This is a genomic window from Paenibacillus sp. J22P51 (genome assembly GCF_059692215.1).
Genome location: NZ_JCAUAZ010000001.1, coordinates 990,810 through 1,016,581 on the forward strand (window position 1 = coordinate 990,810; position 25,772 = coordinate 1,016,581).

Below are 25,772 nucleotides of genomic sequence, written 5' to 3' on the forward strand. Positions count from 1 at the left end.
CTCTCCTTCTGTCCTAGATGGGTTTCATTAGTAAGCTGCCATTTTCGCCAGCAGGAACCAGCACTTCATATACACCTGGCGTGACTTCACCGGCTTCAGTCAAATGACCGTTCCATATTGCCGCGTATTGGAAAGAAGGATTCATCGCAACGATGATGCAATGACGCTGGTTTTCTCCCATTTTCCGCCCATTCCGTAACTCGATTTCACAATTTGTAAATGGTTCGCTAAAAGCTGATCTTGTCAGCCAGGAATCAAAGCCAACGGTTACCGTTCCTGGCTTGTAATAAGCGTGGAACCACGCTAATACCGGACTCGACAGTCCGCCAAAATGATGCCATCCTGCTCCGCGCCCGGTCGATACGATAAAATGCTCGTAGCAGTTATAGGTCCGCCCCGTTTCTTTGCGCCAGCATTCCAAACCAGTCATCGCGATTTTACGCGCGTGTTCGGGATAACCCAGGTCAAGCATCGTTTTCCAATAAAACCATTGATGCGGCATCCATACGGCACCGTTCCAATAGCCATCTGCACGGTAATAGGCAGCCGAACGATCTACCGTGGACAGGCCGATCTCCGTCCACATCCGCTCATGAGCAAATAGACGCTCGACGAGCAAAGCTTCTTGCTCCCGTGTAGCAATACCTGCTACAAGCGGATAAGCGCCATCGAGACCGCAGTTAAAATTCTCACCCGATTCGTGCCTTAGAATGCTCAGCGGGGAGCCGTCTGCATCATGCAGCACATAGCCGAAGTAACCTGATTGCGCATCCCACGCGTGCTGCTGAATCGCTTTTTCGAACATGCCGATCTCTTCGAGATATTGTTCGACTTCTGACTTTGCCTCGCCAAGCTCCTCGGCCATCACACATAACATTTTGGCGATGCGAATGCAATGCGCCGTATTGGATACTGGGGCAGTGATGGCGGCAATTCCTTCCTGGTGAACATGAACCTGTGGCGGATAGTCATCCCATCCTCCCGAGTTATAGAAGTAGTCCCAAGTCGTGATCAGATTGGAGGATAACTTGCGTGTCATACTGCTCTCTGCGAAGCCGCTTAAAAATTTGTAATACTGCTTCAGCCTTGGATAAAAGTGGGTAAGCCAATCCCTGTTTTGCGTCTTATTCCATAGCTCATGGAAAAGATAATGCTGAACTGGCACGGGACTGCCATGATGCACGAACGCCGCTTGCGAATCGCCGGGCTCGGTCACATAAGTGTTTAAGCATTCAATCGCCCTCTCCAGGTCGAGTTCGGCGAGTCCGATACCGACAAAACCAGAATCCCAAGTATACAGGCAATCCCACCATCGGCCTGGTGTATGGTGTTTGATGTACGATTTTTTCATATAAACAGGGTAGACAATATTCGTAAGCATTGTGGCCGCCATTAACTGTTGGCCGAACAAATAGGGTTCTCCGGCCGCCGTCACTTGAGGCGCGAAGGCTTTAGCATGAGCTTTTGACCTCAGCTCCTCCAAGGCAGCAACATTCATTTTTTCGCCTTCCAGCAGTCTGTTAAGTTCAGACTCTTGTCCGCTTGCGACAACTGCGTAAAGCTTTACCCGTTCTCCGGCAGGCACTAGAATCGGACGAAGAAAGACGTTTGTGAAATGTCCTTCACCCGGTCCGTGAAACACCTTGTGAACATGATGATGAACGATATATCGCATATAGCGGTCCAATTCGCCGGCGTAAATCTCCCTTACTTCGTAGTCATCCGAAAACCAGCGAATACCGTATGCATGGTCAATGTCTTCATAGTGCAGCAAAATACTTTTATCTACAGGTCCCTCTGAGATACTCGGAACCGAGCTCCATGCCTCGGGTATGACCTCGGATCTGCCAACTGCTTCCGCTTCCCCGATGAAGAATCCGTCTAATTCGACCTCTGCGCCACCCTCTGAGATGAACACGAACACAGCTTCTTCAGAAATACGGCCAAGAGCGAGCTCTACATAAGCAAAATCGCCCGTCCCAGCAAGTGCTAACAAAGCCTCTACGGCTCCTTCCAGTCTCCAACAACTACGGCTGCCTTCTGCCATCCGATAGCGCAGCTTCAATACGCTCTCACAATCTTCGGAAGGCATCGTGAAGCGGAATTCAATACGGTCACCTGTGTCTTTACCGAAACCGCGACCGACACCCGATCCGCCAACGAAACCTTGCCCGCGAATCTCTCCACGGAGCAACGCGTCATAAATCAGTCCATCGTCATGCCTTGGAATAGCGAAGCAAAGGTCCGAATAGTCCAGTCCATCCACCCAAATTGCACCCGGGGCAGATAGAGATTTACTCAATTCAAGTCGATCCCCGTGCGGCTTCACTTGCGGCATGTGGAGAGAGCCCATCAGATGCAGCACGAGGTTCTGCTCGCTATCTGTCTGATTGACCGCTTCGCAGCACATTAACCGAGTATGTTCGTCTATTTTGGTAAAGGAGATATCACAGTACACCTGATCCTTCCACTCCAGCTCATGTCGATGGCTGTAATAGGACAAATCGGTCGCCGCTTCCCAAGGATGGTAACCACTTTCCCACATAACGTTCGGGATATCAATTTTTCTCCTGTAAAAGCCAGGAATGATACTTAAATCGAATCGTATCCCTTTCGACGAATCGGCTACATGCGAAATGCCCATGTATGATTTTGTATACGGTCCCCACTCATCAAGGCTAATTAAATCATGCGTCCCTGCCAACTGCTTCATTTTAATTCCCTCTCCTTCACGTTGTTGGTTCTAAAAAAAGAACCCTCCGTAACCGGAGGGTCCTTCCTCACCCTTCATCTACTTCTTGTTGGAGTTGTACCATTGCGTTGCTTCCTTAATCAACTGATCGCCACCGCGCTTCTTCCAGTCTTCAACAAATTTATCAAAGTTATCTACAGATTCCTTGCCAGTAATCACCTTGGCAGCAAATTCCAGCCATAAACCGTCTCTACCTAGCTCCGGCCGTGCTTGAAGCGTTGGCATTACTGGCATGCCGAGCGCGTCGTTCTTTCTGCCTTCCTTAGACGCGACCTCAATGCCTTTGCTGACCATCTCGCCATTCGGACGTTCCTTCATGAATTCTTTATTGAGAACATGTGAAGGGCTTACAAAGCGCAACCAGGTCAGATGCATTTCCTCACGGTAAATATCCTCTGGTTTCGCTGGGAAATTGTATTTGATTTGACTGCCATTCACTGTATGATCCACACCTTCGATACCATATAGCATGAATTTTTGTGCCGCATCGGAGTAGAACCAATCTAGGAATTTAATGGCATCCTCTGGCTTTTTATTCGATTTTGGGATGACCCATACGTTTTGCCCGACGACCGACTTGATCGTTAACCCACCTTTACCATCCGGCCCTGTTGGGGCAGGAATAATGTCCAGCTTCGCTGTCGGCGTGCCTGCCATAACTTCACTCGCCCACTTATCAGCGAGTCTTGGAACGTGGTGCCATAAGCCTACAATGCCTTGAGCTTTAATTTTGGCATCCCAATCTTTCGGCTGCTGCACGAAAACCTCGTTGTCCAACAGCTTCTCGCTGTATAGTGTGCGGTAGACCTTCAATGCATCTTTCATTGGGGCACGAACAATATTAGGCACCAACTGACCATTTTCGAGCGTCCAATCCGCAGGTACGACGCCATAAGCGCCGAAGAACATTTCTGTCCAAGCTAGCTTCTCACGGCCAGAGTACGGAATTTCATCCTGCTTGCCGTTTCCGTTCGGGTCTTTGTCACGGAAAGCTCGCAGCATGTTGATATACTCGTCAACTGTTTTAGGCGTCGATAGGTTGAGCTTATCCAGCCAGTCCTTACGCACAAAGTTAATAACATCGTTCGGAGTCGGATTCAGCGTCGGTATACCGTAAATCTTCCCATTCTTGCTTACACCGCCATAATCCCAGGCTTCCTTGGGAATATTCTTTTTCAAGTTCGGTCCGTATTTATCGAGAAGATCGTTCAGATCATACAGAGCCCCATTGTCTACAGCCGGTGCGGTTTCCGGCATATTAATACCGCGTGTTTGAAGCAGCTGAGGAAGATCTCCTCCAGCGAAAATGAGCGTAAGCTTTTGGTTAAAATCCTTGTGAGGAATGAGTTCCATTTGGACGTCAAAGTTCGAAAGTTCTCTTAGTTTTTTTACATAAGGATCTTCGTTAATATTTTGGGAGCCCTCCACATACTGCAGTCCTTCTGTCCCTACAGCCACTCTTAGCTTTGTTTTTACTGCCGGAGCCTGCGAACTGGTTCCGCCATTGCTGGTTGGAGTCTGCGAGCTAGTTCCCCCATTGTTTGACGTGGTTTGAGAACAGCCAACTGCAACGCTTGCAAGCAAGCTTGCTGTCAGCGTCATACCAATTACCTTTTTTGAAACCATCTCAATCCCTCACTTTCTTAATCTCATATTATAAACAACATCTACCCCTTCAGTGAACCAAGCATAGCCCCTTTAATGAAATGCTTCTGAATAAATGGATAGATAAGTATTACCGGAATTGTTGCAACGATGATCGCAGCCATCTTAATGCCTTCAAGTGACTGCAGCGACAACGAGGCTGCCTGCATCGAGGACTCCGCGTCGCTCTCGACAATCAAGGCGCGCAGCTTCACTTGCAAAGGGTAGAGCATCGGATTCCGGAGGAACATCAGCGCACTGAAGTACCCGTTCCAATGTCCGACTGCGTAAAATAGGCCAATCGTGCTGAGGGAAGGAAGCGATAATGGGAGTACGATTTTCCATAGTGTCCGGTATTCGTCCGCCCCATCGATCTTTGCCGCTTCCGTCAAGCTTTCAGGGATGTTCTGGAAAAAGGAGATCATGATAATCAAATTGAATGCGCTGATCGTCCCAGGAATGATGAGGGCCCATAATGAATTCAGCATCCCGAGAGATTTTATGAGCAAATAAAGCGGGATAATTGGTACTTGGAAAATCATTGAAAACACGATGAACAACAGGATGAACTTACGACCGCGTAAATCATGGCGAGCCAGACCGTATGCCATCAAGCTGGTGAAAAATAAGTTAATGAACGTTCCGAACGTTGTTAAAAATAACGTGACCCCGAACGCTCGCCATAGCGCCTTATTGTTCATTACCGCTTTATAATTTTCAAGCGTCCAATCCACAGGCCAGAGAAGCACTTTACCAGCTGAAATGGCATGACCGCTGCTGAAAGAGCCGGCAAAGATATAAATAAAAGGCAGGATCATGGCTAGGCCGGTTATTGTAAGGATGACGTAGTTAGCGATAGTAAATCCGCGCCTTGCGGGACTCATACGAATCATGAGGAACCTCCCCCTTTAGTAAATTGAATTTCCGGTTGATTTTCGGCTTAAGTAATTAGCGCCCATGACTAGAATGAGTCCTATGACTGATTTGAAAATACCAATGGCCGTCGTATAGCTGTACTGTGCTCCAAGCAAACCGATGCGATAAATGTAAGTGTCCAAAATTTCACCGGTCTCCACCACAAGCGGGTTCAGAAGGATGTAGACCTGCTCAAAACCAAGGTCAAGGATGTGGCCGATTCGCAGCAATAGCAAAATTATAATGGTTGGCAGCAAGCTTGGAATCGTAATGCTGAACACTTGTTTCAACCGCCCTGCACCATCCACTTCAGCAGCTTCATATAGCTCCGGATTAATGCCAGTTAGCGCCGCCAAATAAATAATCGTGCCCCAGCCAACTTCCTTCCAAACCCCGGAGGAAACCACAATGCTGCGGAAAAAGTTTGGCTCCTGCATGAAGAATATGGGTTCTAGCCCTAGTGATTTCAGCAGTTGATTCAGTATGCCGGATGACGGCGATAAGAAGTTGATTACTAACCCGCCAACAATAACCCAGGACAAAAAATGCGGCATGTAGATAATGGTCTGAATCGTTCGTTTGAAGATGACCTTTCTAACTTCATTCAGCAGGAGTGCAAGCAAGATTGGGGCTGGAAAACCAAACGCGAGTTGATAAAGGCTTATAAGCAGCGTGTTCGACATGACCTGATAAAACTCAGGATAGGAGAACAAATTGGCAAAATGTTTAAAGCCTACAAACGGACTTCCTAAAAATCCACCAAAGACGTTATAATCCTGAAACGCAATGATACTGCCGGCGAGTGGCACATATTTGAACAAGAAGAAAAACAGGATGCCCGGGGCGATCATCGAATAAATTTGCCAATTTTTTCTGTAATATCTCCAGAAGGATGTCTGGTTTGATTTCGATTTTATGGATAAACTAACCGTTTGAACCTCTTGTGCCTCAATCGTCTTCATGCTGTCTCCCTCCGTTTCTTTTAATTTGATTGTAAGCGCTTCCTGATTTGAATCACATGTTTTTTCTATTAAAATATTGTCTTTTCTTTTAAACCGTTTTTATTGAAGTCCCATGTTTTTACGATATTCGGTAGGAGAAACGCCATAATGTTTCTTAAACGCTTTATTAAAATAGGGATAGTCGCTGTATCCAACCGCATAGGCCACCTCATATGTTTTTACCGTTGGATCCGCCAAAAGCCTGCACGTCTGCTCCATTCTTAGCTTCGTTATGAATTGGATAAAGCTAGTTCCCAAGTTCTCTTTAAACAATGTGCTCAGGTAAGCCGGCGACATCCCTACATGCTCGGCGACCTGCTGGAGCGATAATTCTTCATTTGCAAAATGGCTGCAGATATATTGCTCCGCTTTCGAAATTTGCTGGCGCACACCCCAATTACGCGCTTCACGTCGTTTTCCCATGATTTCCTGTATAAAAATGCGCAGCTGTCCGACAGCTTGTTCCACATTATCCGGTGTTTCACGAGCATCATCTGTTTCTTCATGAGGAACCCTAAGCTCCTCGACGAGAAAGGCTATAAAATCTGCATATAATGGCTCCATGCCAAGATCCCGCTCAAGCACAAGCCATTTTGTTTGTAGGGTCATCAAGCTTTCATCTACCCTGCTCTGATTAAGGAGCTCGATGTGCCCGACCAACTGTTTCGCCTCCGTGCTGCAGACATTGATCCAGGATTGCCGTAACCGTCTCAATCGAGTGCGGTTCTCAAATTTCTCGTATATCGCTCCAAGCACTTGATGTACCTGTTCAGGCACTAACGGTTTTAGCAAATACTCACTAACGCCTAGACGGAGCGCTCTCCTGGCATAGTCGAACTCTTCGTAACCTGAGACGATAATAAACTCGGTCTCGGGATATTTACTTTTCGCCTGTTCTACAAGCTCGAGTCCGTTCAAGCCTGGCATTCGAATGTCCGTAACGACCAAATTAGGCTTCAATTGCTCGATGAGCTGTAAAGCCTCCTCACCATCCTCCGCTTCACCGATAACTTGAAACTTATTGTCTAGATCTTGGATCAGTTTGTTCAAACTTAGTTTGATCATATATTCATCATCAACCAGTATGACTTTGTACATGGGCTTCATTCTCCTTTTCTGAATTGCCAGCCTCGACATGTTTTAGAAAGATAGGAAGTCTGATTTCAATAACGGTGCCATGATCATCAGACCTCTCGATTCGTAAGCCGTAAGTTTCGCCAAAATGCATGGCAAGCCTTGCATGAACGTTCCACATGCCAATTCGCTGGAACGGCGACAAATCCGAAGTATCGTTGATGCTGTTGATAGAACCTTGAAAAGCCCGGTTATACTGCGCCATCAAACTCTCGTCCATACCGTGTCCTTTGTCAAGCACCTTCAACGAGTAGTAATCAGCATTCTTCTTACCTACGATGCCAATATAGGAAGGACGAAGCCTGTGACGCTCATAACCGTGAACAAACACATTCTCGACCAGCGGTTGAAGCGTGAGGCGAATAATCGAAACCTGCTCCGTTTCTTCCTCATCGAGATCGATGTCAATATCGAGCCTGCGGTAACGCTCTTGCTGAATCAACATATATGTACGCATATGGTCCAATTCTTCCCTAAGCGACACAACCGGCTTCCTATTATTCACGCTGTAGCGGAAAAAAGCGGCCAAAGCAGTCGCCATACGGCTGATTGGCACAATATTTTGCACAATGGCATAGGAATTAATAATTTCCAGCGTGTTATATAAAAAATGTGGATTGATCTGGCTTTGCATCGCTTGCAGCACACTTTCCCGCTGGCGAATTTGCATATCTTTTTGCATTAACTCAGCTCTGTGCACATCCTCAATCAATCGCCTGATTTCACTCACCATTTTGTTAAAGCTCCGGTTAACACTGTCTAACTCGCTGTTAAAAGGCTGCTCTGGAGCAGACACGGATAAATCTCCGATTTCCGCCCTTTTCATGAGCCTCTGAAGATTGCGCAGGGAGCGTGTCAGCGAATAAGCAAACATCCCGAGTGAAGTGAAGATTAAAGCTGCAAGAACAATCCCAATTACAATGGTGGCATTTCGTAACGCATTCAAACCTCGGTTCATTTCTTGAAGCGGCACCTCGGAAATTAACACAAGACCGGATTTATCCGAGCGTTGATAAGTAACTAGGGTACTGCCACCTTCCCCTTTTTTGAAGGAGCCCTTCGTGCTCTGAAAAAGCTTCAGCTCTTCTTCCGTTGCTTGCTGTCCCCACTTTGTTTTATCGGGATGGCATACGATATGGCCGTTGCGGTCGACCGCCCATAAAAATCCAGTGTCCCCCAGCCGGTTCCTACCGCAAATGTTATCGATTTCGTTCAAGTTAAGATCGATCAGCATGATACCTGTATTTCTATATGAAAGCGTATCCAAAAATACACGCAAAATTGTCAGAACAGGTGTTGCATCCACCTTATCAACACCGATTACGTTATAATTTTGCGAAGGAACGAGCGTGTCGAGGAGGCGAAGGTTTCTTTTTCTCAGTTCAGGTCCTCCTGTACTGGATAGATCCACAGCTTCTTTGGACAAAACGGTGAAGTTGTAGATATCCTCTCGGCCAAAAATAATATTGTGAACCAGCTCTTCTTTAATCCGCTTAGTGTACATAAATTGCTCAAACGTATCCTGGGCGGGTATTTTAAGGAATTGCTGGATCAGCGGATGCGTAAGCAGCGGATAAGTCGTGCGTTCCAGATCGTGGAAATAAGAGTTCAAATGCTCGCTTGTTTGACGAAGCAGCTGATCGCTGAAAGCAATGGCGTTCTGCTCGGCCGTTTTGGCTGAAATGGTGTACCAGAAGTAGCCAAACAGAAAAAATGGAACACACATTAACATGATAATCAGCAGCACAAGCTTCCTGACGATGGGTATACTTCGGAAATTTTTGATGAGCATGGTTTGTGATCCCCCATATTTATTATGGTTTAGCAGACATAGCTACAATTTTAAACTAGCTCATACATTATGTACAATACAACTTGAGTGATGATATTTAGATTCAGGTCTAAATTTATGAAAAGATGAACTCTAGTAGACTACTTCATCTGAAAGGAGATTAAAAGATCAAAGAAGTTAAGAGAATAAGATATTAGAAAACGGAGTCCACAAACCGCAGCGCTCCGTTTTTGTTGTTCATAAATTTTTGAGGATATGGACTTGTTAGTTTCATATAAATTATCCCAAATTATCGTTGGTATGGAACCCACTGGTCATTACTGGCTCAGCCTTGCCGGTTGGCTTATAAACAAAGAAATTGAAGCCATACTTGTTAATCCTCACCTAGTTAAAAAGAATAAAGAAAACCGCGACAATACACGTTCTAAAAGCGACAAAAAAGATGCTTTAGTAATTGCCGACATGGTGAAAAACGGCTACTACTCCCCTGTCCGTTTCCACTCCTCAGGATGACAAAGAAAGCACGGAGTATCGGGATACATTACGCAAAAGGGCTCCGACCCGTTCCGTTAGAAAAACCGACCTCCACCCCTTAGATAGATGTGACGAAGGAATGATAGGGCGCTTGACCCGTTGAGACATGGGAGTGAAAATCGCTAAGGGCACCGTGGAGAATACGTGCAGCAACTGGAATGAACTGGGTGATTCAACTCCACCTCTGTTCCCGCATGCCTTTCTAACGACACATCCGAATATATCTCGCTATCTTTCATTCATCATCGAAACCTAAAGGATGAAATCCTGCGAATAGACGAGCTTGTGTGAGGAAATCAGATTATACCGAGGGAGCTTAATGACTGTTTTGTTCCTTCGTCTTTACTTTCTCTTCATCTTGCCTTTGGACCATATCAGCATGGATCTTTCTAAGCTCTTCAAGGCTTTCGCCTACGTCCTTGGCTACCTCTTCCACTTGCTTTGCAGCCTTGATCTGATTGAAGGCTAAGCCGGATACATTTTCACGATTAATATACTTGATCTCCCTATACATCAAATACCCGATAGTACCGATTATGATGAACATAACAAGGGCTGCATATATTCCAATCATTATCATTCACCCCATACACGAAACATGCTCATATAATGCCCTCTACATACACTTAGGATACGTGGTGCAGGGTTATGTGCTGTTGCTTGCATAACTGCCCGTTACTTCAATGAACAACGGCAGCCGATCGTGTGCCAGCTGCCGTTGTGTCTTGTGAAGCTATCGTACTCCGTTAGTTTGTAACCGTCCTTTGCATTAAATACCTTTTTTTACACGCCCTGCTCCTAGGCATACATCCAACCCAATCTTTGACTCTGGGCATAAACTGGTTATAAATCTAATTTTAACAAGGAGTGAACCTCGAATAATGGGATATATGCAACAATTGCCTCCCTATGCCCCGAGTCCATTTGGTCTTCAACATTGTTTATATCGTTTCACTTATATGTGGCTTAGAAACGGAGACAATTTCTGGTTTTTTTTGACGACTGTCGGGGAATCAAGAGCCTATGGCTTTAGGTTTTTCGGCGGAAGATGGAATCAATATTCGATTGCATTAAGAGATATTGTTTCCTTCAATTGTTCTCCGATTCCAACTCTATATTAAAACACTGTGCCTAACCTTCGAATTCGTATCGTTCAGTCTTAATTTAATTCAATGTAACAGGGAGCAGCACCCCGACGGCCTGCTCCTTGTTCTGGTTGAACTATAGTTACCTTGTTTAACAATAAGTTATCTAACCATTCATAGCAGTGATTAGGAAACAAATCGCTGTGAGAAAAGATAATGGTGTCATAACGAGCTTTTCCTTTTTACTTTTGGACAAAACATTCATAATGGTATTTACTATTAAATAAAATGCAAAAAAGTAACATACTCCTTTTGCAATGGTGTTTAAAGCATCTATTGAGATTACATTTCCTGCTTGTAGTATAAAAATGATTGCAATCAGCTGAATGAATACCGATATTGCACATGCAACTCTCATTTGTTTTGGCATTATTTTATACTTACCGCCCATTGCAAAATCTCCGTAAGGTAAACCCATAGCTAACAATATGTAAAATATAGCAACTGCAAAAAAACTAACACTTCCAATTAATGCCGTTATCACTTTCCCACCCCAAATATATTTATTGTTTTATCCCATTCTGTTCTCCTTTATTTTACCATATGGATTCACTTCAAACACTTGTCAATCTCCGCGCTAATCTGCCCGTTAGCTTAGCGAACAAAAAACGGATGCATCGGCATCCGCTGTTCCGCTATCGTTTTCTTTACGTCAATAGGCAACGATCATGCTGGCAGGCAGCCTATTTGTAATTATGATATCGATTTTTATATGTTGAAAGGCCGTTTACACATTATTATTTCAGATTTAACTTCTTTATAACTTCTTTTAAACCATCATTTCTCTCTCTTGTGCTATAAGTTTGAGGTCCTGAAATATTTATTGTAAGCAAAGCCCCATCTATAAGATCAATCCACACTATAGAACTCGTTTCTGTTTGCGTTACTGGGTAACCCTCTAGTTCAACCTTATCCGTCTCGAATCTCAACTCCATTGAACCAATATCTTGGAACTTTGAATAATAGCTATATTGGATCACAATAGGATCATTGTTAGCCTTTGAAAAAGAGGCTATGTAAGAGAAGGTGCCATCCTTCTGAAGAAAGGTATTTTCAAGTTTCCCCTCCCTGATTTGTTGCGATATTCTCCCCGGAATCCCAAATTCATCTTTTAACTCATAGCCGTCTGGCAAAGTCGGCAGTATTAATGGAACTGGAGAGATCCCCGCAACTACTTCCCGACCAACCTTACTTTCATTAAAAACCTTATCCAAAGCTGATTTCTTTTCTTGCTCTAATTCAAGATTTAAGCTGTTTGAGGTTCCACTTTGTTTAGAGAAAATCGGAACATGTCCAATATAGGTAAGAAGTTTAATCTTGCTTATTGCTGATTCCGCGTATGCTGTACCCACGATCAAAACCAAACTTAAGAGCAAACAAATAGTAACACTTTTTTGATACTAAAAGGTTTCTTTGCCTTGATATTTGATGATAGAAGAATCAATCTAAGAAAAAAATATAGACTCCCCCAACTCTAAGTGGTATCTTATTGGTATTATATAGTTTTATAATGGTATTACCCAGAATGGTGGTTTGGTCACAATGGAGAAATCTCCACTTATTAAAGAAAGACTCGTCGAACAACTTCGTGTTCAAGTTCAGTCCTTGCAAAAGGATCAGCTCGTCAAGATCCCCTCTGAGCGAGATTTGGCTGAGAATTTCGAAGCTAGTCGGGTAAGTGTTCGGTCAGCTATCAAAACCTTAGTTCAAGAAGGCTTGCTCGTTCAATTACAAGGTAAAGGTACCTATATCGTTCCAGCTGTTCTCTTAGACACGCTATACGTCATGTGTTCACCAGATATCAAAGGGAATGACCCCTACTACACGAACTTCCTTGTGGAAATCACGAATTTAGCTGCGAAGCAAGCAATCAAAATATCTATGGTGCACCCCGACCAGCCACGTGAAGCTTCACTTCCAAGCCCGCTCATTCTAATCGGACAAATGGATGACGTGCAGCTCGACCGTCTCAACATGGTGTCTGGACAGTTGTTCTCCATTCAGCGCTACGCCCACCGTGAGGATATCATCCAAATTTATTTCGATGATTATCGAATCGGCAGCAAAGCAGCCAAAAGTTTATACGACGCAGGGCATCGGACTTTCACCCTGTTAGCTGGGCCAGACAAGTACGATTCTTCCCGGCTGCGTAAGCAAGGCTTTCTCGCTTATTGTCAACAGCAAGATGCGAAAGTCCACGTCATTACGGAGAAAATGAACTGGGAAGGCGGACGCCGAGCAGCGGATCTTCTGCTTACAGCCGAGCTCCCGAATGCCATTTTCGCCGTGAATGATTGGATGGCTGCCGGTTGCATACAAGGCCTTCGAGAGAATGGCCGCTCCGTTCCGGATGATGTTTCCATCATTGGCTGTGATGATATTCCCCTTGCTTCGCAAATATCACCAAGACTGACGACGTTTAGCTTGGATGCCAAGCATCTCGTCGAGGAACTGCTTTCCGCGATCCATCGGCACCACGCGCAAGCATCTATCGCTAAGGAACAAATCATTCTTTCGGCTGCTCTGATCAGTCGGGAGTCGGTTTCCAATATGAATTAATAAGGAGTAGATACCTTTCATGGCTAAGCTGACTATTCATTCGGATTCACCTCAACACACGATTAACCGTAATATTTATGGTCATTTCTCTGAGCATCTGGGACGTTGTATCTATGAGGGCATCTGGGTTGGCCTCGACTCTCCGATCCCTAACACTGAAGGCATGCGGAACGATGTGCTTGACGCACTGAAAAAGCTGCAAATTCCAGTTCTTCGTTGGCCTGGCGGCTGCTTCGCGGACGAATATCATTGGAAAGATGGCGTCGGTCCCGCTGAAAAGCGCAAACGCATGATCAATACACACTGGGGCGGTGTTGTTGAGAATAACCATTTCGGGACGCATGAGTTTCTACGTTTATGCGAATTGATCGGCGCTGAGCCATACATTAGCGGCAACGTTGGAAGCGGTACCGTAGCGGAAATGTCAGAGTGGGTAGAATATATGACCTTCGACGGCGAGTCACCGATGGCGAACTGGCGCCAAGAAAATGGCCGCGAGAAGCCATGGAAGCTTACATATTTTGGCGTGGGCAACGAGAATTGGGGCTGCGGCGGGGACATGCGTCCTGAATACTATGCCGATTTGTATCGTAGATACGCTTGCTATGTAAGGAACTACGGGGATAATAAGATTTTCAAAATCGCCTGTGGCGCCAACAGCGCTGATTACAATTGGACCGAAGTTTTGATGCGCGAAGCGACTAAATACATGGATGGCATTAGTCTTCATTACTACACTTTGCCAACTGGTGTCTGGAAAGACAAAGGCTCCGCAACTGATTTTACGGAACAAGAGTGGTTTGCAACCCTCGAGAAAACGCTCTACATGGATGAACTTATTACACGTCATTCTGCCATTATGAATACATATGATCCTGACAAAAGAGTTGCCTTAATCGTGGATGAATGGGGCACTTGGTACAATGTAGAGCCTGGCACGAATCCTGGCTTCCTCTATCAGCAAAATACGATCCGCGACGCATTAGTCGCTGGTATTAATCTAAACCTTTTCCATCAACATAGTGATCGTGTTCGTATGGCTAATATTGCTCAGGTCGTCAATGTATTGCAATCTGTTATCCTAACAGAAGGTGCTGACATGCTGCTTACACCTACTTATCATGTCTTCGACATGTACAAAGTGCATCAAGATGCTAGCCACATTGCTGTAGAGGCAGACAGCCCGTCCTATACAATGGATGGCAAGCAAATCAACCAACTTAGCGCATCAGCTTCTTTAAATGCGGATAATCAATTGCATGTATCCCTCTGTAATTTGCATCATGAAGAACCGCTTGTTGTTCAATGCGAAATGAAGGGTGCTGAGCGTGGCACGATCTCTGGTTCGGTTATTACGTCCGAAACGATGTATGCACACAATACCTTCGAGGAACCAGATGTAGTGAAATCACAAACTTTTACAGACTATCGAGTCGAAAATGGCGTGCTTTTCGTTACCCTTCCTGCTCGTTCCGTTGTCACACTATGCCTCACGTAGGAGCTTTAAGATATGGATAACCCAGTAGGAACTAGAGCAGAAGTTGGATCCGATTGCAAAGGGTGTTCGGCATCTGTTCACGTGACACCCGAAGAAATTGCCAAGCTATTCGGCGAAACGCTCCGCGTGCGCAACCTGAAGCTGACCACAGAAGCTGAATATGACCGTCGGATTGCTGTCTGCACAAGCTGCAGCGACTATCAGTTCGGCACAACATGCCGTCACTGCGGCTGCTTGATGGGCGTGAAGGCCAAGCTCAGCAGCGCTCGCTGCCCTTCTCCGTATGGGAGCAAATGGTAACCTAGCTACATTCAATTAAAAAGATCGCCTTCCTCACTTCTTAAAGTGGGAAAGCGATCTTTTCTTTTATTTGCGACTATATAATAACGGATTCAGCTCAGAAGCAGCTAACTCCCCAGGCTTTTGGCCAGGAAACCAACGTTTCAAATCGCTCTCACGAGCTTTGCTATCGGGCTCAGCAATTTGTAAGCCATCCGCATAATAAATAACGGTCATGACTTTGCGCATCGTATCCGTCGGATTGCCTGGCGCGCTGTGCAGCGTCCATCCGGCATGGAAAGTAGCATCCCCTGCGGCCATCGCGCCGTGAGACTTGGTCTCAAAGCCCTTACCCTCGATATACCCTGCCAACGTACGATGGGATTCATCGGAAATAACCATTTTATTGATGTAACCCATGAGATGGGATTGGGAAGCAAAGGTCATCGAACCTACCGCTTCAGATATCGGGACAAGCGGCATCCACATCGTAATCGTTTTATCTGTATCCAACGGCCAATAAATTTGATCTTGATGCCAAGGGGTATGACCGCCATGAGGCTCTTTGTACAAGGCTTGGTCATGATACATGCGCACGCCGTCAACGCCCATTAAATCTGCGGCAATTTTGGCAAAACGTTTCGCAAACACAAAGCGGCGGATTTCTTCACTATGCTCCCACAAATTCGAAATCTGAATAAATGCCTTCCCATACGTATCACGCTGATCCAGTGGTTTATCTTGGTTATTTAATGTCTTCACCCAGTTCGAAATGATCGGCTCATAGACATTGATCTCAGCTTCTTTCGCTACCCCTCGAAGAACGATATGGCCATTGCTTTGATAGCTTTCCTGTTGCTCCTGCGACAACGTGTAGCTGTCTTCTAACAACGGCAATTCATTGACTTGGTTCGATTCAAGATTACTCATGCGCTATGCACCTCAACTTGTCTATTTATAGCTTCATTATACGACCCTGTAGTGTAAGAATCTTTGTCAAACAAGGTTATTGATTTGTCAAAAACAACTGGATTCGAACAGCTATCCTGAACTACAATAAGATATGAGTACGGGCATCTACCGTCAGTAAGAATACTTTTCAAGTTATATGAAGAGAGGCTCTCACATGCTGCAAGAATTAATGAAGTCCCCGCCGATTGTCCCCTATATTAGGGAATGTGACTTTGCCGTGCGCAAGCCATGGAACTATCCCGAGCGCAGACTCTTGGACTATTTATTGATATACATCCAAGAAGGCACCTGCTGTTTCTGGGTCGACCACATGAAATATATGTTCTACCCAGGTCAATTCTGTCTAGTCCAACCTGGAAGCCTGCTATCCTTAGAGGGATTAACCAACACAGTCACGCCTTATTTACATTTTGATATGGCCTACAATCCAGAACGTGAAAACAGCTTCCCTACCCGACCAGGTCAAATTGATTTATCCGCGTACAAGCATCTGATGCAACCAACCATTCAAGACCTGTTCGACATTCGAGTTCCCGTACACATCCAGCCGCAGAACCCCTCTCTTTTAAAAGAAAAGCTCTTACAAACCCTTGAGCTTGTTAATATTCAAGATCCGCTCACACAGCTAAGAATTCAGCATCTTATGTTAGAAATCATCCTTTCGATTCTAGAATCTTATCAGCGGGATGTCCCCACATTGGCTCCAACTTTGAACTGGATCACCTCGTATTTCTCCAATCATTTAAGTGATCCCATCTCTGTTGAGGACATGGCCGAACGTGCAAATCTCTCTGTTTCAAGGTTCAGCTATCTCTTTAAACAACGCTACGGGACTTCCCCGCACCAATACTTATTGCAGATGCGCATCCATCATGCGAAGGAATTACTTACGAATACAGACCTCAGCCATGAGTCCATCTCCGATTACTGCGGCTTTGCTGATTTACATCATTTTTCTAAAATATTCAAACAACGTACAGGCGTAGCCCCCGGCGAGCACCGGAAAACCACGAAAAATCCCACCAACCGATAAGCGCATGTTATCGTAAGGGGATTTTTCACATCATTAACTATTTCCTAGGCATGGGGGACGTTATCAGTCTTAGTCGAAATAAACAGCCATACCTGTTCTCGCTGACTCGTAAATGGCTTCCAAAATCTCAGAAACCACACACGCTTGCTCAGGTGTAACGACTGGATCTGTATCATTCTCTATCGCTTGAATCCATAGTTTCATCTCTAAATCTGAGGCAACTTCTGCTTTACCGTCATAGAAAGCAACTCCGCCTGCGTTCAGTTCCACTTCCGTCGTGAACAAGCGGCTGTGCTTCTCACCATTGATGCGAAGACCGCCTTTCATATCGGCGCCGCCTTCCGTACCGGATAGCGTACATTTCGCTTCATCGACTTCAAGCGTATTCAAAGCCCAGCTCGATTCAAGAATAATCGTAGCGCCATTTTTCATCGTAATCATGCCAAATGCTGAATCCTCCACCGTGAACTTGGCAGGATCCCAAGGACCCCAAGCATTCGCCGCGTTCTCACGTTGGGAGAGCTTGTGATAAGAAGTACCCAAAACAACCGCTGGCTCATAGTTGTTCATCATCCACATCGTCAGATCCAGAGCATGCGTACCGATATCGATTAACGGGCCTCCGCCTTGTTTCTCTTCATCGAGGAACACGCCCCAAGTCGGAACAGCGCGGCGACGAATCGCATGTGCTTTTGCGAAATAAATTTCGCCTAGCTCGCCTTCCGAGCAAAGCTTATGGAGATGTTGGCTATCGCCACGGAAGCGATTGTTATAGCCGACAGTTAGCTTTTTGCCTGTACGTTTAGCTGCTTCAACCATTCGTCTAGCGTCAGCTGCTGTTTTCGCCATAGGCTTCTCTGACATTACATGCTTGCCAGCTTCCAAAGCCGCAATCGTAATTTCCGCATGGGAATCATTTGGCGTACACACATGAACGATATCGATGGTGCTATCTTTCAATACCTCGCGGTAATCTTCATAGACACGGGCTTCTCCCTTACCGAATTTCGCAGCAGCTTCCTCTGCTCGCTCGGAAACGATATCACAGAATGCTACCATTTCTACATTGTCTAACTTGCTTAAGCTAGGCATGTGTTTGCCATTGGCAATCCCTCCACACCCAATAATTGCGATTCGATACGTCGTTGACATGATGTTCCTCCTCTATAATTAACCTGCAAATTTCTCTTAGACAGTAATTTTATGTATACATTAATTATACCCAATACAACCGTTAAAAAAATTCCCGATTTTGCGAAGATTGTATGCGATTGTGTTATCAATTCTAAGAAATGATTAGTTGAGGTTGGGGTGGAAAACGAATCTCTACTCAAGCTATCCGTGGATAGGCTCGGAAATCGAGCCTAATCACTAAAAAAAAGCATGGCCGCTGCCTAACCAGCTTCCATGCTACTTACTTTTTAATCATTGTCGCAACCAGCTTATACCCAACGCCGCGAATCGAATCAATCTGAACGGATTGCTGATTCATTTCCAGCTTTTTGCGCAAAGAGCTCACATGTACATCGACTGTACGCTGACCCCCGATATAGTCGAAACCCCAAACGATATTCATGAGATCATCTCGGGTGACAACCACACCTGGCCGCTGCACAAGATATAGCAGTACTTCAAATTCTTTCGGTCGAAGTGGAATCGACTCGCCATTCAGCACGACTTCATATTTCTCAGGATAAATACGAAGCTCACCAGCCTGAATGACTTTCTCATTCGATTTGGCTATATCTGCAGCTGCTTCGTCTGACTGTGTCCGCCGTAGAACAGCAGCTACACGCGCAAGCAGTTCAGCCACCCCAAATGGCTTCGTGATATAATCATCAGCTCCGTGTTTCAAGCCCTGTACGACTTCATCTTCGGCATTGCGCGCCGTTAGAATAATGACAGGTGTCCGGTTTCCCTTCTGCCTAAGCTTAGCCAATACCTCAAAGCCGCTCAGGCCTGGGAGCATAATATCCAAAATGATTAAATCATACGACTGCTGAAGCGCCTCCTGCAGGCCATCTCCACCATGATCAATCACCTTCGTATCATAGGCTTCCTGCGAGAGATTATAGGATAGTAACCGAGCCAATGTTGGCTCATCTTCAATAACGAGTATCTTTTGTGCCATGGGATCCCCCGCATTTACTGTTTATTAACATTACACAACTTGAGTGTATCACACAAATGTAAAGGCATTGTAAAGTCAACATCATCGTGGTGTAAATCCGCAATTATATCAACCCAAATTAATGAATCACAGGTAACTCAATGATAAATTTCGTCCCTACCCCGACTTCGCTTTCGACGCGAATCGATCCTTTATGCATCTCCACGAGATGTTTTACGATCGATAACCCGAGTCCTGTTCCACCTGAGCTTCGGGATCGTGCTTTATCCACCCGATAAAATCGTTCGAATATACGCGGCAAATCCTTCTTAGGGATACCCATCCCCGTATCCGAAACAATCATTCGCAGTCGTTCATAATCTCCGTCAGCATTCATCTCCAGAGGCTCTACACGCAATCTAACTTTGCCACCCTCCTGCGTATAAGCGATACCATTGGATAGCAAATTAATAATGATTTGGCGTAATCGATCCTCATCCGCTTCAATATACATATCATCTTCAACCGTCATGCTAAGCTCGATATGCTTCTTCTCCGCTTCTTTCCGCAATACACTTAGGGATCTATCTAGAAACTCTGGCAAATAAATAGGCGAGAAATTCATCGGAATCCGCTTCGATTCAATCTTCGAAAGCTCCAGAATATCCCCAATTAATCGATTCAACCGCTCACTTTCATCAAAAATGATTTGTAGAAACGATACCGCTGTTTCCTTATCATTCAGCGCGCCAGCTAGCAGCGTCTCTGCAAAGCCTTTGACCGCCGCAATCGGCGTTTTCAATTCGTGCGAGACATTCGCCACGAACTCGCTGCGCATCCGCTCTAATCTTCGAACCGCCGTGATATCATGCAGTACGATGAGCACACCTGACCATTCTTCATCCTCATGTGCAATGGGACTCAAATGGATATCTAGTATACGTTCGGCAGGGTAATAGAACATCATCTCGTCCGAAATCGGTTCTTGAAGCTCGATGCACTCTTGGATCATTTTCGTAAAATCATATTGCTGCTTCGCTTCATTATATTTCTTCCCTAGCAACTCCTGGGACGAGAAGCCCAGAATCGCTTCTGCAGAAGGATTAAGCAGCATAATCCGCTCTTCGCGGTCAATCATCATGATGCCGCTCATCATATTTTCCATGACACCTTGCAGTCTGCGTTCGTTCTCCTGAATTCGCGCCATTTGTCCCTGCAAGCTTTCTGACATGCGATTAATCGCCTGCCCAAGCTGCCCAACCTCATCATTCCGATAGGCAGGAACACGAGATTCATAATTCAAATTCGTGATTTGCTGCGCGACCTTGGTCATCCGCTCGATTGGCCTTGTAATTCCTTTGGCAATGCGATAACTAACGATACCCGCAACGATAAATAGGATCGCAAGTCCTGAAAAAAGGAAATACCATAGACTGCTTATAGATCTATCTACCTGCTCTAAGCTCATCGATATTCGCAAATAACCGATTGTCACTTTGGCTTCATTTTTAACGGGAATGGCGGCATACAGCATTTTCTCTTTCAGCGTATCGCTGTAACGTGTCGTATATCCGACCCCATTTTTCGCTGCTGCTGCAATTTCTGGTCTTGTTAAATGATTGTCCATCTGCTCAGGCAGTTGATCGGAGTCACCGAGAACTTTACCGTCAGCACGCACATACGTCAACCGCTCGCCCGTTGCGTCCTTCAGCCGAAGAGCCTGAGCGGAATAATACTTGAACAGCTCGGCATCCGTCCCTTGATAATCCCATACGCCGCTTGACACAATGACATGCAGCTCTCGCTCCATATTTTCTTGTAAAGACTTCACATGAGAGTTCTCAAGGACCTTCGCCATGAAAATTCCGGCAACCAACATCGAGCATCCAATTAGTAAAATTAAAATCAGGGTTAGCTTTGCACGAAATTTGGTCATGAACGCGTAAACCTCCAACAGGGTTGTGTGCCGATTTATTCCATAAATAAGAAAAAGGGCTACTCTAAATAGTAACCCTAATTTCTAATGTTAATCCAGTATTTTTTTTGTAAATGTGACGAGAAGACAATATAGAGAGAAATTATTTAAAAACAGGCTCTTTCAGCGCTGCCAGTTTTTCTAACGAGTTCTTTTCCACATCTGCATGCAGGCTGTTGCCGTGTGAATCCATCGTTACAATCGCAGCGAAGCCTTCCGTCTCCAGATGCCACATCGCTTCAGGAATACCGAATTCCAGATAGTCGACGCCTTCTACCTTTTTGAAGCATTGTGCATAGTATTGTGCCGCTCCACCAATAGCATTCAAGTACACGCCGCCGTGATCTTTCAGGGCTGCTAGCGTCTTAGGACCCATGCCGCCTTTACCGATTACCGCGCGGATACCGAACTTTTTAATAATATCGCCTTGGTAAGGCTCCTCACGAATACTCGTTGTCGGTCCAGCTGCCTTCACATGCCATTCACCAGCATCATCTTTGGCCATAACCGGTCCACAGTGATAAATTGCTGCTCCATTCAGATCGATTGGCGCATCGTGGTCCATCAAATATTTGTGCAGCGCATCGCGTCCTGTATGCATCGTCCCATTAATGACGACCACATCACCGACCTTCAAGCTGCGAATTTGCTCTTCCGAAATCGGAGTCGTTAGTACGATCTCGCGACGCTCTTCTTGCGGTGTGTTTCTAGCTTCTTCCGCACTTGCTTCGAAAGCCTCTTGGAAGGAAACCTCAACACCTCTTGGATAAGACCAGCCGTTGATTTCACCCGTCTCAGCATTCAGAATCACGCCTTGGCGTCGGAACGCCCAACAGTTATACGCTACGGAAACGAAGAAGCTAGCCGGCAGACGGTTCATTACGCCAACTTTACAACCGAGCAAGGTCACTTGACCGCCAAACCCCATCGTACCAATTCCTAGCGTGTTCGCGTGTTCCATCACGTATTCTTCGACTTTACGAAGGTCCGGATGCGGGTTCACATCGTCTACATGGCGGAACAATTGATGTTTAGCGAGCTCGTAACCGCTTGTCCGGTCGCCACCGATTCCAACACCGATAAAGCCTGCGCTGCAGCCTTGACCTTGTGCTTGATACACGGCATGCATGACACATTTGCGAATGCCATCGAGGTCACGACCTGCTTTGCCTACGCCTTCAAGATCTGCAGGTAAACTGTATTGAATATTTTTGTTCTCGCAGCCGCCGCCTTTGAGAATGAGCTTCACTTCAACATCATCACGTTCCCATTGTTCGAAATGGATAACGGGTGTTCCTGGTCCGAGGTTATCCCCGCTATTAGCACCCGTAAGCGAATCTACGGAATTCGTACGAAGTTTAGAAGCTTTCGTCGCATTCGCAACCGCTTCAAGGATGTGTTTCTTCATAACAATTTGGTTTGCCCCAACCGGACAGTGTATAATAAACGTTGGCATTCCTGTATCCTGGCAAATCGGGGATACATTCGTCTCCGCCATATGAATGTTATCGGCAATTCGGGATAGAGATAAGGCTGAACGCGTGCCATTATCCTCTTTTATTTGCGCGGCCTGAACCGCACGACGAACATCACCAGGAAGGTTTGTGGATGTTTCAACGATCAAATCATAAACGCTTTGATAAAAATGCTGCATAACGCTGTCTAGCTCCTCTCTCAAATACATACATAATCAAAAACAATATGTCTATTATACCATACCTCGAAGGAACTGTTCGACGGTTCTTGTGAGGAAAACAAGGAGATTCGCTGACATGTACAAAAGAATTGCAATTTCGATTCTCGTTAGTCTGATTGGGCTCACGCTCTTGCTGACACCCCTGCAGGCTGAACGATCCGAGACTATTTACTACCAAGATCAGGTTGCCGTTCTGATGTATCATCACATCCATGACACGGACACAAGCTCAAGTACGATCACAAGTACACTGTTTCAAAATCAGTTAGAGTCGCTGCTCAGCAAAGGCTATCATTTCATTTCATTAGATGAGTTTAAAATGTACTTGGCAGGCGCAACGGTTCCATCGAACGCGGTGCTGGTCACCTTTGATGATGGGTATCAAAGCTTTTTTACCGGAGCTTATCCGATTCTCAAAAGCTTGCGCATCCCCGCTGTCAACTTCGTCATCACGAAGGATTTAGCGACCCCCTTGGCCTCTTACATTCCGTCGATGTCCAACGAGCAGGTCAGTGAAATGACGCATGCGACGAATTTCATCGACATCGGCTGCCACACGGATAGCCTCCACAATAAGCTTCCAAGTGGAGAAGCAGCGCTTGTGGGCAGACTCGACGGCGAGAACGCGGATGCGTATCAGCAGCGCGTGTTCCAAGACACGCAAGCCTGCGTAGGCAAGCTCGCGAGGCTAACGGATAAGCCGCTCGACGCGATGGCGTACCCATTCGGCATCACGTCGCCAGCGGCGACGGAGCAAGTGAAGAAGGCGGGCATCCGCTACGCCTTCACGATCTCGCCCGAGATAGCGACGCGCAGCGCCGATCACATGTTGATCCCGCGGATCAACGCGGGCAGCCCGAACATCACGCCGGAGCTGCTGCAGCGCTCGATCCAGCGCCGGGTTACGGCGCAGCGTGACAGCGCGCCGCTGCGCGTGGATGCTGCCGCTGCTGCTACGCAGCTCGGCGGCAGCGCCGCGGTGGAGGGCGGAGAGCTTCGCCTCCGCCTCGGGCAAGAGGCATTCACCCTGCAGGTGAATGCGAAGACTGCGACGCGCGGCGAAGCGCGCGCCCGGCTGCGGCAGCCCGTGCTGCGCGAGCACGGGCAGGTCACGATTGCGCTTGACGATCTGCAAGCGCTGATTGGGCAGTCGCTCGTCTACACCCCGGCCACCGGCAAGGTGGCTGTGCGGGTGGCGCCGAGCGTGAAGTAGCCCTTGGCGAGCGGGCTGTGTTACTCGGCCCGCCAAATCAAACATGAAGGAGCTCAACTCATGAATCATCACTTTTTCGCTTATTTATACAGACTCAAATATATCGATCGCTGGAGTTTGATGTGGAACATGCGCCGCGAGAACGTAGCCGAGCATTCCTTCTACGTAGCCTCGATTGCTCATATGCTTTGCACCATTTCCAACGAAGTCTATGGCGGCAATGTGCCGACCGACCGCGTCGTATCCATTGCCTTATTCCACGATGCATCCGAAGTGCTGACTGGTGACATCCCTCAGCCTGTGAAGCACAACAACGAGCAAATTCTGCGCAATTTCCGTGAAATTGAAGATGTCGCGGTCGAGCGCCTGATTGGCACGATTCCCCCGGCACTTAGCAGCATCTACCGCGGCCTCATTCAAGATCCTGACCCTGAACTCTACCGTTGGGTAAAAGCCGCTGATTTGATCGAAGCCTATATCAAATGCCTAACCGAGCTCTCCACGGGGAACCGCGAGTTCGTCGTTGCCAAACAACAAGTCCTAGACAGCTTGAAAAAGATGAACATGCCAGAAGTTGAATACTTCCTTGAGCATATGAGCGCTTCTTTCGAGAAAACGCTGGATGAGATTACCTTGGATATCGCAGATCCGTGCTAGCTCGAGTGCCAGACCCAATTAACTGGAAAAACTCCAGCTTTTTTCTCGGTTTTCACCACTTATTCCAATTTAGATGGATTTCATGTAGTTAATTTAGTCTATTTTCATCCATTATTCCGAAAAACTTTAAATTAACTGTAGAAAATCCAGCTATTTCCCAATTTCCAGGGTTCTCCCGGAATTTAACTGCAGAAAATCCATCTATTCGACGAATAGTTGAGGATCTAGAGGGCATGCACGAACACAAAATAACCTCCCTTCCACGCACTCATGGAAAGGAGGTTATTTTCATCTTTAAGACTATGACAAAATTTGAGGATTTGTCATAATCAAAATAGCAAGGATAACAGCTACAGAAGCGATCCAGCTAAATGTTTTGATTTTCGCAGCATCAGATAGCGTGCTTTTCCCTGCTGCGCTGTTTGCTTTCAGCTTTTTGATTCTGCTGCCGATCATGCCTGTAACAGCCCCAACAATCACTAATAGACCAACAGCAAGCCCCATCCAAAGTTCAGACGGCATAGGGTCCAATTTGCTTATCATCGCACCACCGGAAAGGAAGGTAACAATCAAAGAAAATTGACCAACACGGTTAATCGTAGATAACAATCCCATGAAGCTTTCTTGTCCTGCACCGGATAAGCTAGCAGCTCGTCCTACAATGAAAGGGAAAACGACATAAGAGCCAAGCATAAGCGCACTAATGACATGTAAAAAAATCATAACCTGATACATTGAACCGACCTCCGCAATTTTATTTAGAATCGTTCTCTTTTAGTATACAGAATCGGATTGAGCGTAACAAGAAAGCGATGTCATATTCTGTGCAAATTCACCATATCTCCATAAAAATGTGACCAATT

At 46.0% G+C, this 25,772-nt stretch carries 21 protein-coding genes and 1 pseudogene; 7 read left to right on the plus strand and 15 right to left on the minus strand.

From position 1 onward, the window contains the following. Positions 1–13: 13 nt before the first annotated feature. From AC58QC_RS03850 to AC58QC_RS03875, 6 genes are all read right to left on the minus strand, one after another. Positions 14–2,713, minus strand: a complete 2,700-nt coding sequence (locus AC58QC_RS03850; RefSeq protein WP_497413870.1) for an MGH1-like glycoside hydrolase domain-containing protein — start codon at positions 2,711–2,713, stop codon at positions 14–16. Between the two features lie 78 nt (positions 2,714–2,791). Further along, complete coding sequence (locus tag AC58QC_RS03855) at positions 2,792–4,378, minus strand: extracellular solute-binding protein (protein ID WP_497413871.1); 1,587 nt, start codon at positions 4,376–4,378, stop codon at positions 2,792–2,794. 41 nt (positions 4,379–4,419) lie between these two features. Further along, positions 4,420–5,289 carry a carbohydrate ABC transporter permease gene (locus tag AC58QC_RS03860; RefSeq protein ID WP_497413872.1) on the minus strand — a complete coding sequence of 290 codons (870 nt, stop codon included), beginning with the start codon at positions 5,287–5,289 and terminating at the stop codon, positions 4,420–4,422. 15 nt (positions 5,290–5,304) lie between these two features. Further along, on the minus strand, positions 5,305–6,273 hold the full coding sequence (locus tag AC58QC_RS03865; protein ID WP_497413873.1) for an ABC transporter permease: 969 nt from the start codon (positions 6,271–6,273) through the stop codon (positions 5,305–5,307). Between the two features lie 99 nt (positions 6,274–6,372). Continuing rightward, a complete protein-coding gene (locus tag AC58QC_RS03870; RefSeq protein WP_497413874.1) occupies positions 6,373–7,410 on the minus strand; it encodes a response regulator transcription factor in 1,038 nt (345 codons plus the stop codon). Continuing rightward, positions 7,388–9,238 carry a cache domain-containing sensor histidine kinase gene (locus AC58QC_RS03875; RefSeq protein ID WP_497413875.1) on the minus strand — a complete coding sequence of 617 codons (1,851 nt, stop codon included), beginning with the start codon at positions 9,236–9,238 and terminating at the stop codon, positions 7,388–7,390. Before AC58QC_RS03875 ends, AC58QC_RS03870 begins: the two co-directional genes overlap by 23 nt. A 279-nt stretch (positions 9,239–9,517) precedes the next feature. Here AC58QC_RS03875 and AC58QC_RS03880 point away from each other — a divergent pair. Further along, positions 9,518–9,733 (plus strand): annotated as a pseudogene (locus AC58QC_RS03880) (IS110 family transposase); the annotation flags it as partial. A 355-nt stretch (positions 9,734–10,088) separates the two neighbouring features. Here AC58QC_RS03880 and AC58QC_RS03885 read toward each other — a convergent pair. From AC58QC_RS03885 to AC58QC_RS03895, 3 genes are all read right to left on the minus strand, one after another. After that, positions 10,089–10,346 (minus strand): hypothetical protein, encoded by a 258-nt coding sequence (locus AC58QC_RS03885; protein WP_497413876.1) that lies wholly within the window; start codon positions 10,344–10,346, stop codon positions 10,089–10,091. Positions 10,347–11,023: 677 nt separating this feature from the next. Continuing rightward, positions 11,024–11,401: a hypothetical protein gene (locus tag AC58QC_RS03890; RefSeq protein ID WP_173193468.1), complete on the minus strand. Its 378-nt coding sequence runs from the start codon at positions 11,399–11,401 to the stop codon at positions 11,024–11,026. 253 nt (positions 11,402–11,654) lie between these two features. Further along, positions 11,655–12,269 (minus strand): hypothetical protein, encoded by a 615-nt coding sequence (locus tag AC58QC_RS03895; protein ID WP_497413877.1) that lies wholly within the window; start codon positions 12,267–12,269, stop codon positions 11,655–11,657. Between the two features lie 190 nt (positions 12,270–12,459). On the opposite strand from AC58QC_RS03895, the gene AC58QC_RS03900 reads away from it, so the two are divergent. From AC58QC_RS03900 to AC58QC_RS03910, 3 genes are read left to right on the plus strand one after another with little or no spacing between them, the layout of a single operon-like run. Next, complete coding sequence (locus AC58QC_RS03900) at positions 12,460–13,476, plus strand: GntR family transcriptional regulator (protein WP_497413878.1); 1,017 nt, start codon at positions 12,460–12,462, stop codon at positions 13,474–13,476. A gap of 19 nt (positions 13,477–13,495) precedes the next feature. Next, positions 13,496–14,974 (plus strand): alpha-N-arabinofuranosidase, encoded by a 1,479-nt coding sequence (locus AC58QC_RS03905; RefSeq protein WP_497413879.1) that lies wholly within the window; start codon positions 13,496–13,498, stop codon positions 14,972–14,974. 12 nt (positions 14,975–14,986) lie between these two features. Further along, positions 14,987–15,274: a DUF6171 family protein gene (locus AC58QC_RS03910; protein WP_497413880.1), complete on the plus strand. Its 288-nt coding sequence runs from the start codon at positions 14,987–14,989 to the stop codon at positions 15,272–15,274. Positions 15,275–15,340: 66 nt separating this feature from the next. Here AC58QC_RS03910 and AC58QC_RS03915 read toward each other — a convergent pair whose 3' ends face one another. Further along, positions 15,341–16,183, minus strand: coding sequence for a phytanoyl-CoA dioxygenase family protein (locus AC58QC_RS03915; protein WP_497413881.1), 843 nt, complete (start codon positions 16,181–16,183; stop codon positions 15,341–15,343). Positions 16,184–16,379: 196 nt separating this feature from the next. On the opposite strand from AC58QC_RS03915, the gene AC58QC_RS03920 reads away from it, so the two are divergent. Further along, on the plus strand, positions 16,380–17,258 hold the full coding sequence (locus tag AC58QC_RS03920; RefSeq protein WP_497413882.1) for a helix-turn-helix domain-containing protein: 879 nt from the start codon (positions 16,380–16,382) through the stop codon (positions 17,256–17,258). 69 nt (positions 17,259–17,327) lie between these two features. On the opposite strand, the gene AC58QC_RS03925 is transcribed toward AC58QC_RS03920, so the two are convergent. The 4 genes from AC58QC_RS03925 to AC58QC_RS03940 form a co-directional block, all read right to left on the minus strand. Further along, complete coding sequence (locus tag AC58QC_RS03925) at positions 17,328–18,410, minus strand: Gfo/Idh/MocA family protein (RefSeq protein ID WP_497413883.1); 1,083 nt, start codon at positions 18,408–18,410, stop codon at positions 17,328–17,330. Between the two features lie 262 nt (positions 18,411–18,672). Continuing rightward, a complete protein-coding gene (locus tag AC58QC_RS03930) occupies positions 18,673–19,389 on the minus strand; it encodes a response regulator transcription factor (protein WP_056624013.1) in 717 nt (238 codons plus the stop codon). Positions 19,390–19,507: 118 nt separating this feature from the next. Further along, on the minus strand, positions 19,508–21,304 hold the full coding sequence (pnpS, locus tag AC58QC_RS03935) for a two-component system histidine kinase PnpS (RefSeq protein ID WP_497413884.1): 1,797 nt from the start codon (positions 21,302–21,304) through the stop codon (positions 19,508–19,510). Between the two features lie 142 nt (positions 21,305–21,446). Beyond that, positions 21,447–22,997, minus strand: a complete 1,551-nt coding sequence (locus tag AC58QC_RS03940) for a fumarate hydratase (protein ID WP_056624020.1) — start codon at positions 22,995–22,997, stop codon at positions 21,447–21,449. Between the two features lie 118 nt (positions 22,998–23,115). Between AC58QC_RS03940 and AC58QC_RS03945 the strand changes: the two genes are divergently transcribed. Both AC58QC_RS03945 and yfbR read left to right on the plus strand, forming a co-directional pair. Beyond that, positions 23,116–24,252, plus strand: a complete 1,137-nt coding sequence (locus AC58QC_RS03945) for a polysaccharide deacetylase family protein (RefSeq protein WP_497413885.1) — start codon at positions 23,116–23,118, stop codon at positions 24,250–24,252. A 60-nt stretch (positions 24,253–24,312) separates the two neighbouring features. Beyond that, positions 24,313–24,909 (plus strand): 5'-deoxynucleotidase, encoded by a 597-nt coding sequence (gene yfbR / locus AC58QC_RS03950; RefSeq protein ID WP_497413886.1) that lies wholly within the window; start codon positions 24,313–24,315, stop codon positions 24,907–24,909. A 300-nt stretch (positions 24,910–25,209) separates the two neighbouring features. Here yfbR and AC58QC_RS03955 read toward each other — a convergent pair whose 3' ends face one another. Beyond that, positions 25,210–25,644, minus strand: coding sequence for a hypothetical protein (locus AC58QC_RS03955; protein ID WP_497413887.1), 435 nt, complete (start codon positions 25,642–25,644; stop codon positions 25,210–25,212). Positions 25,645–25,772: the final 128 nt, after the last annotated feature.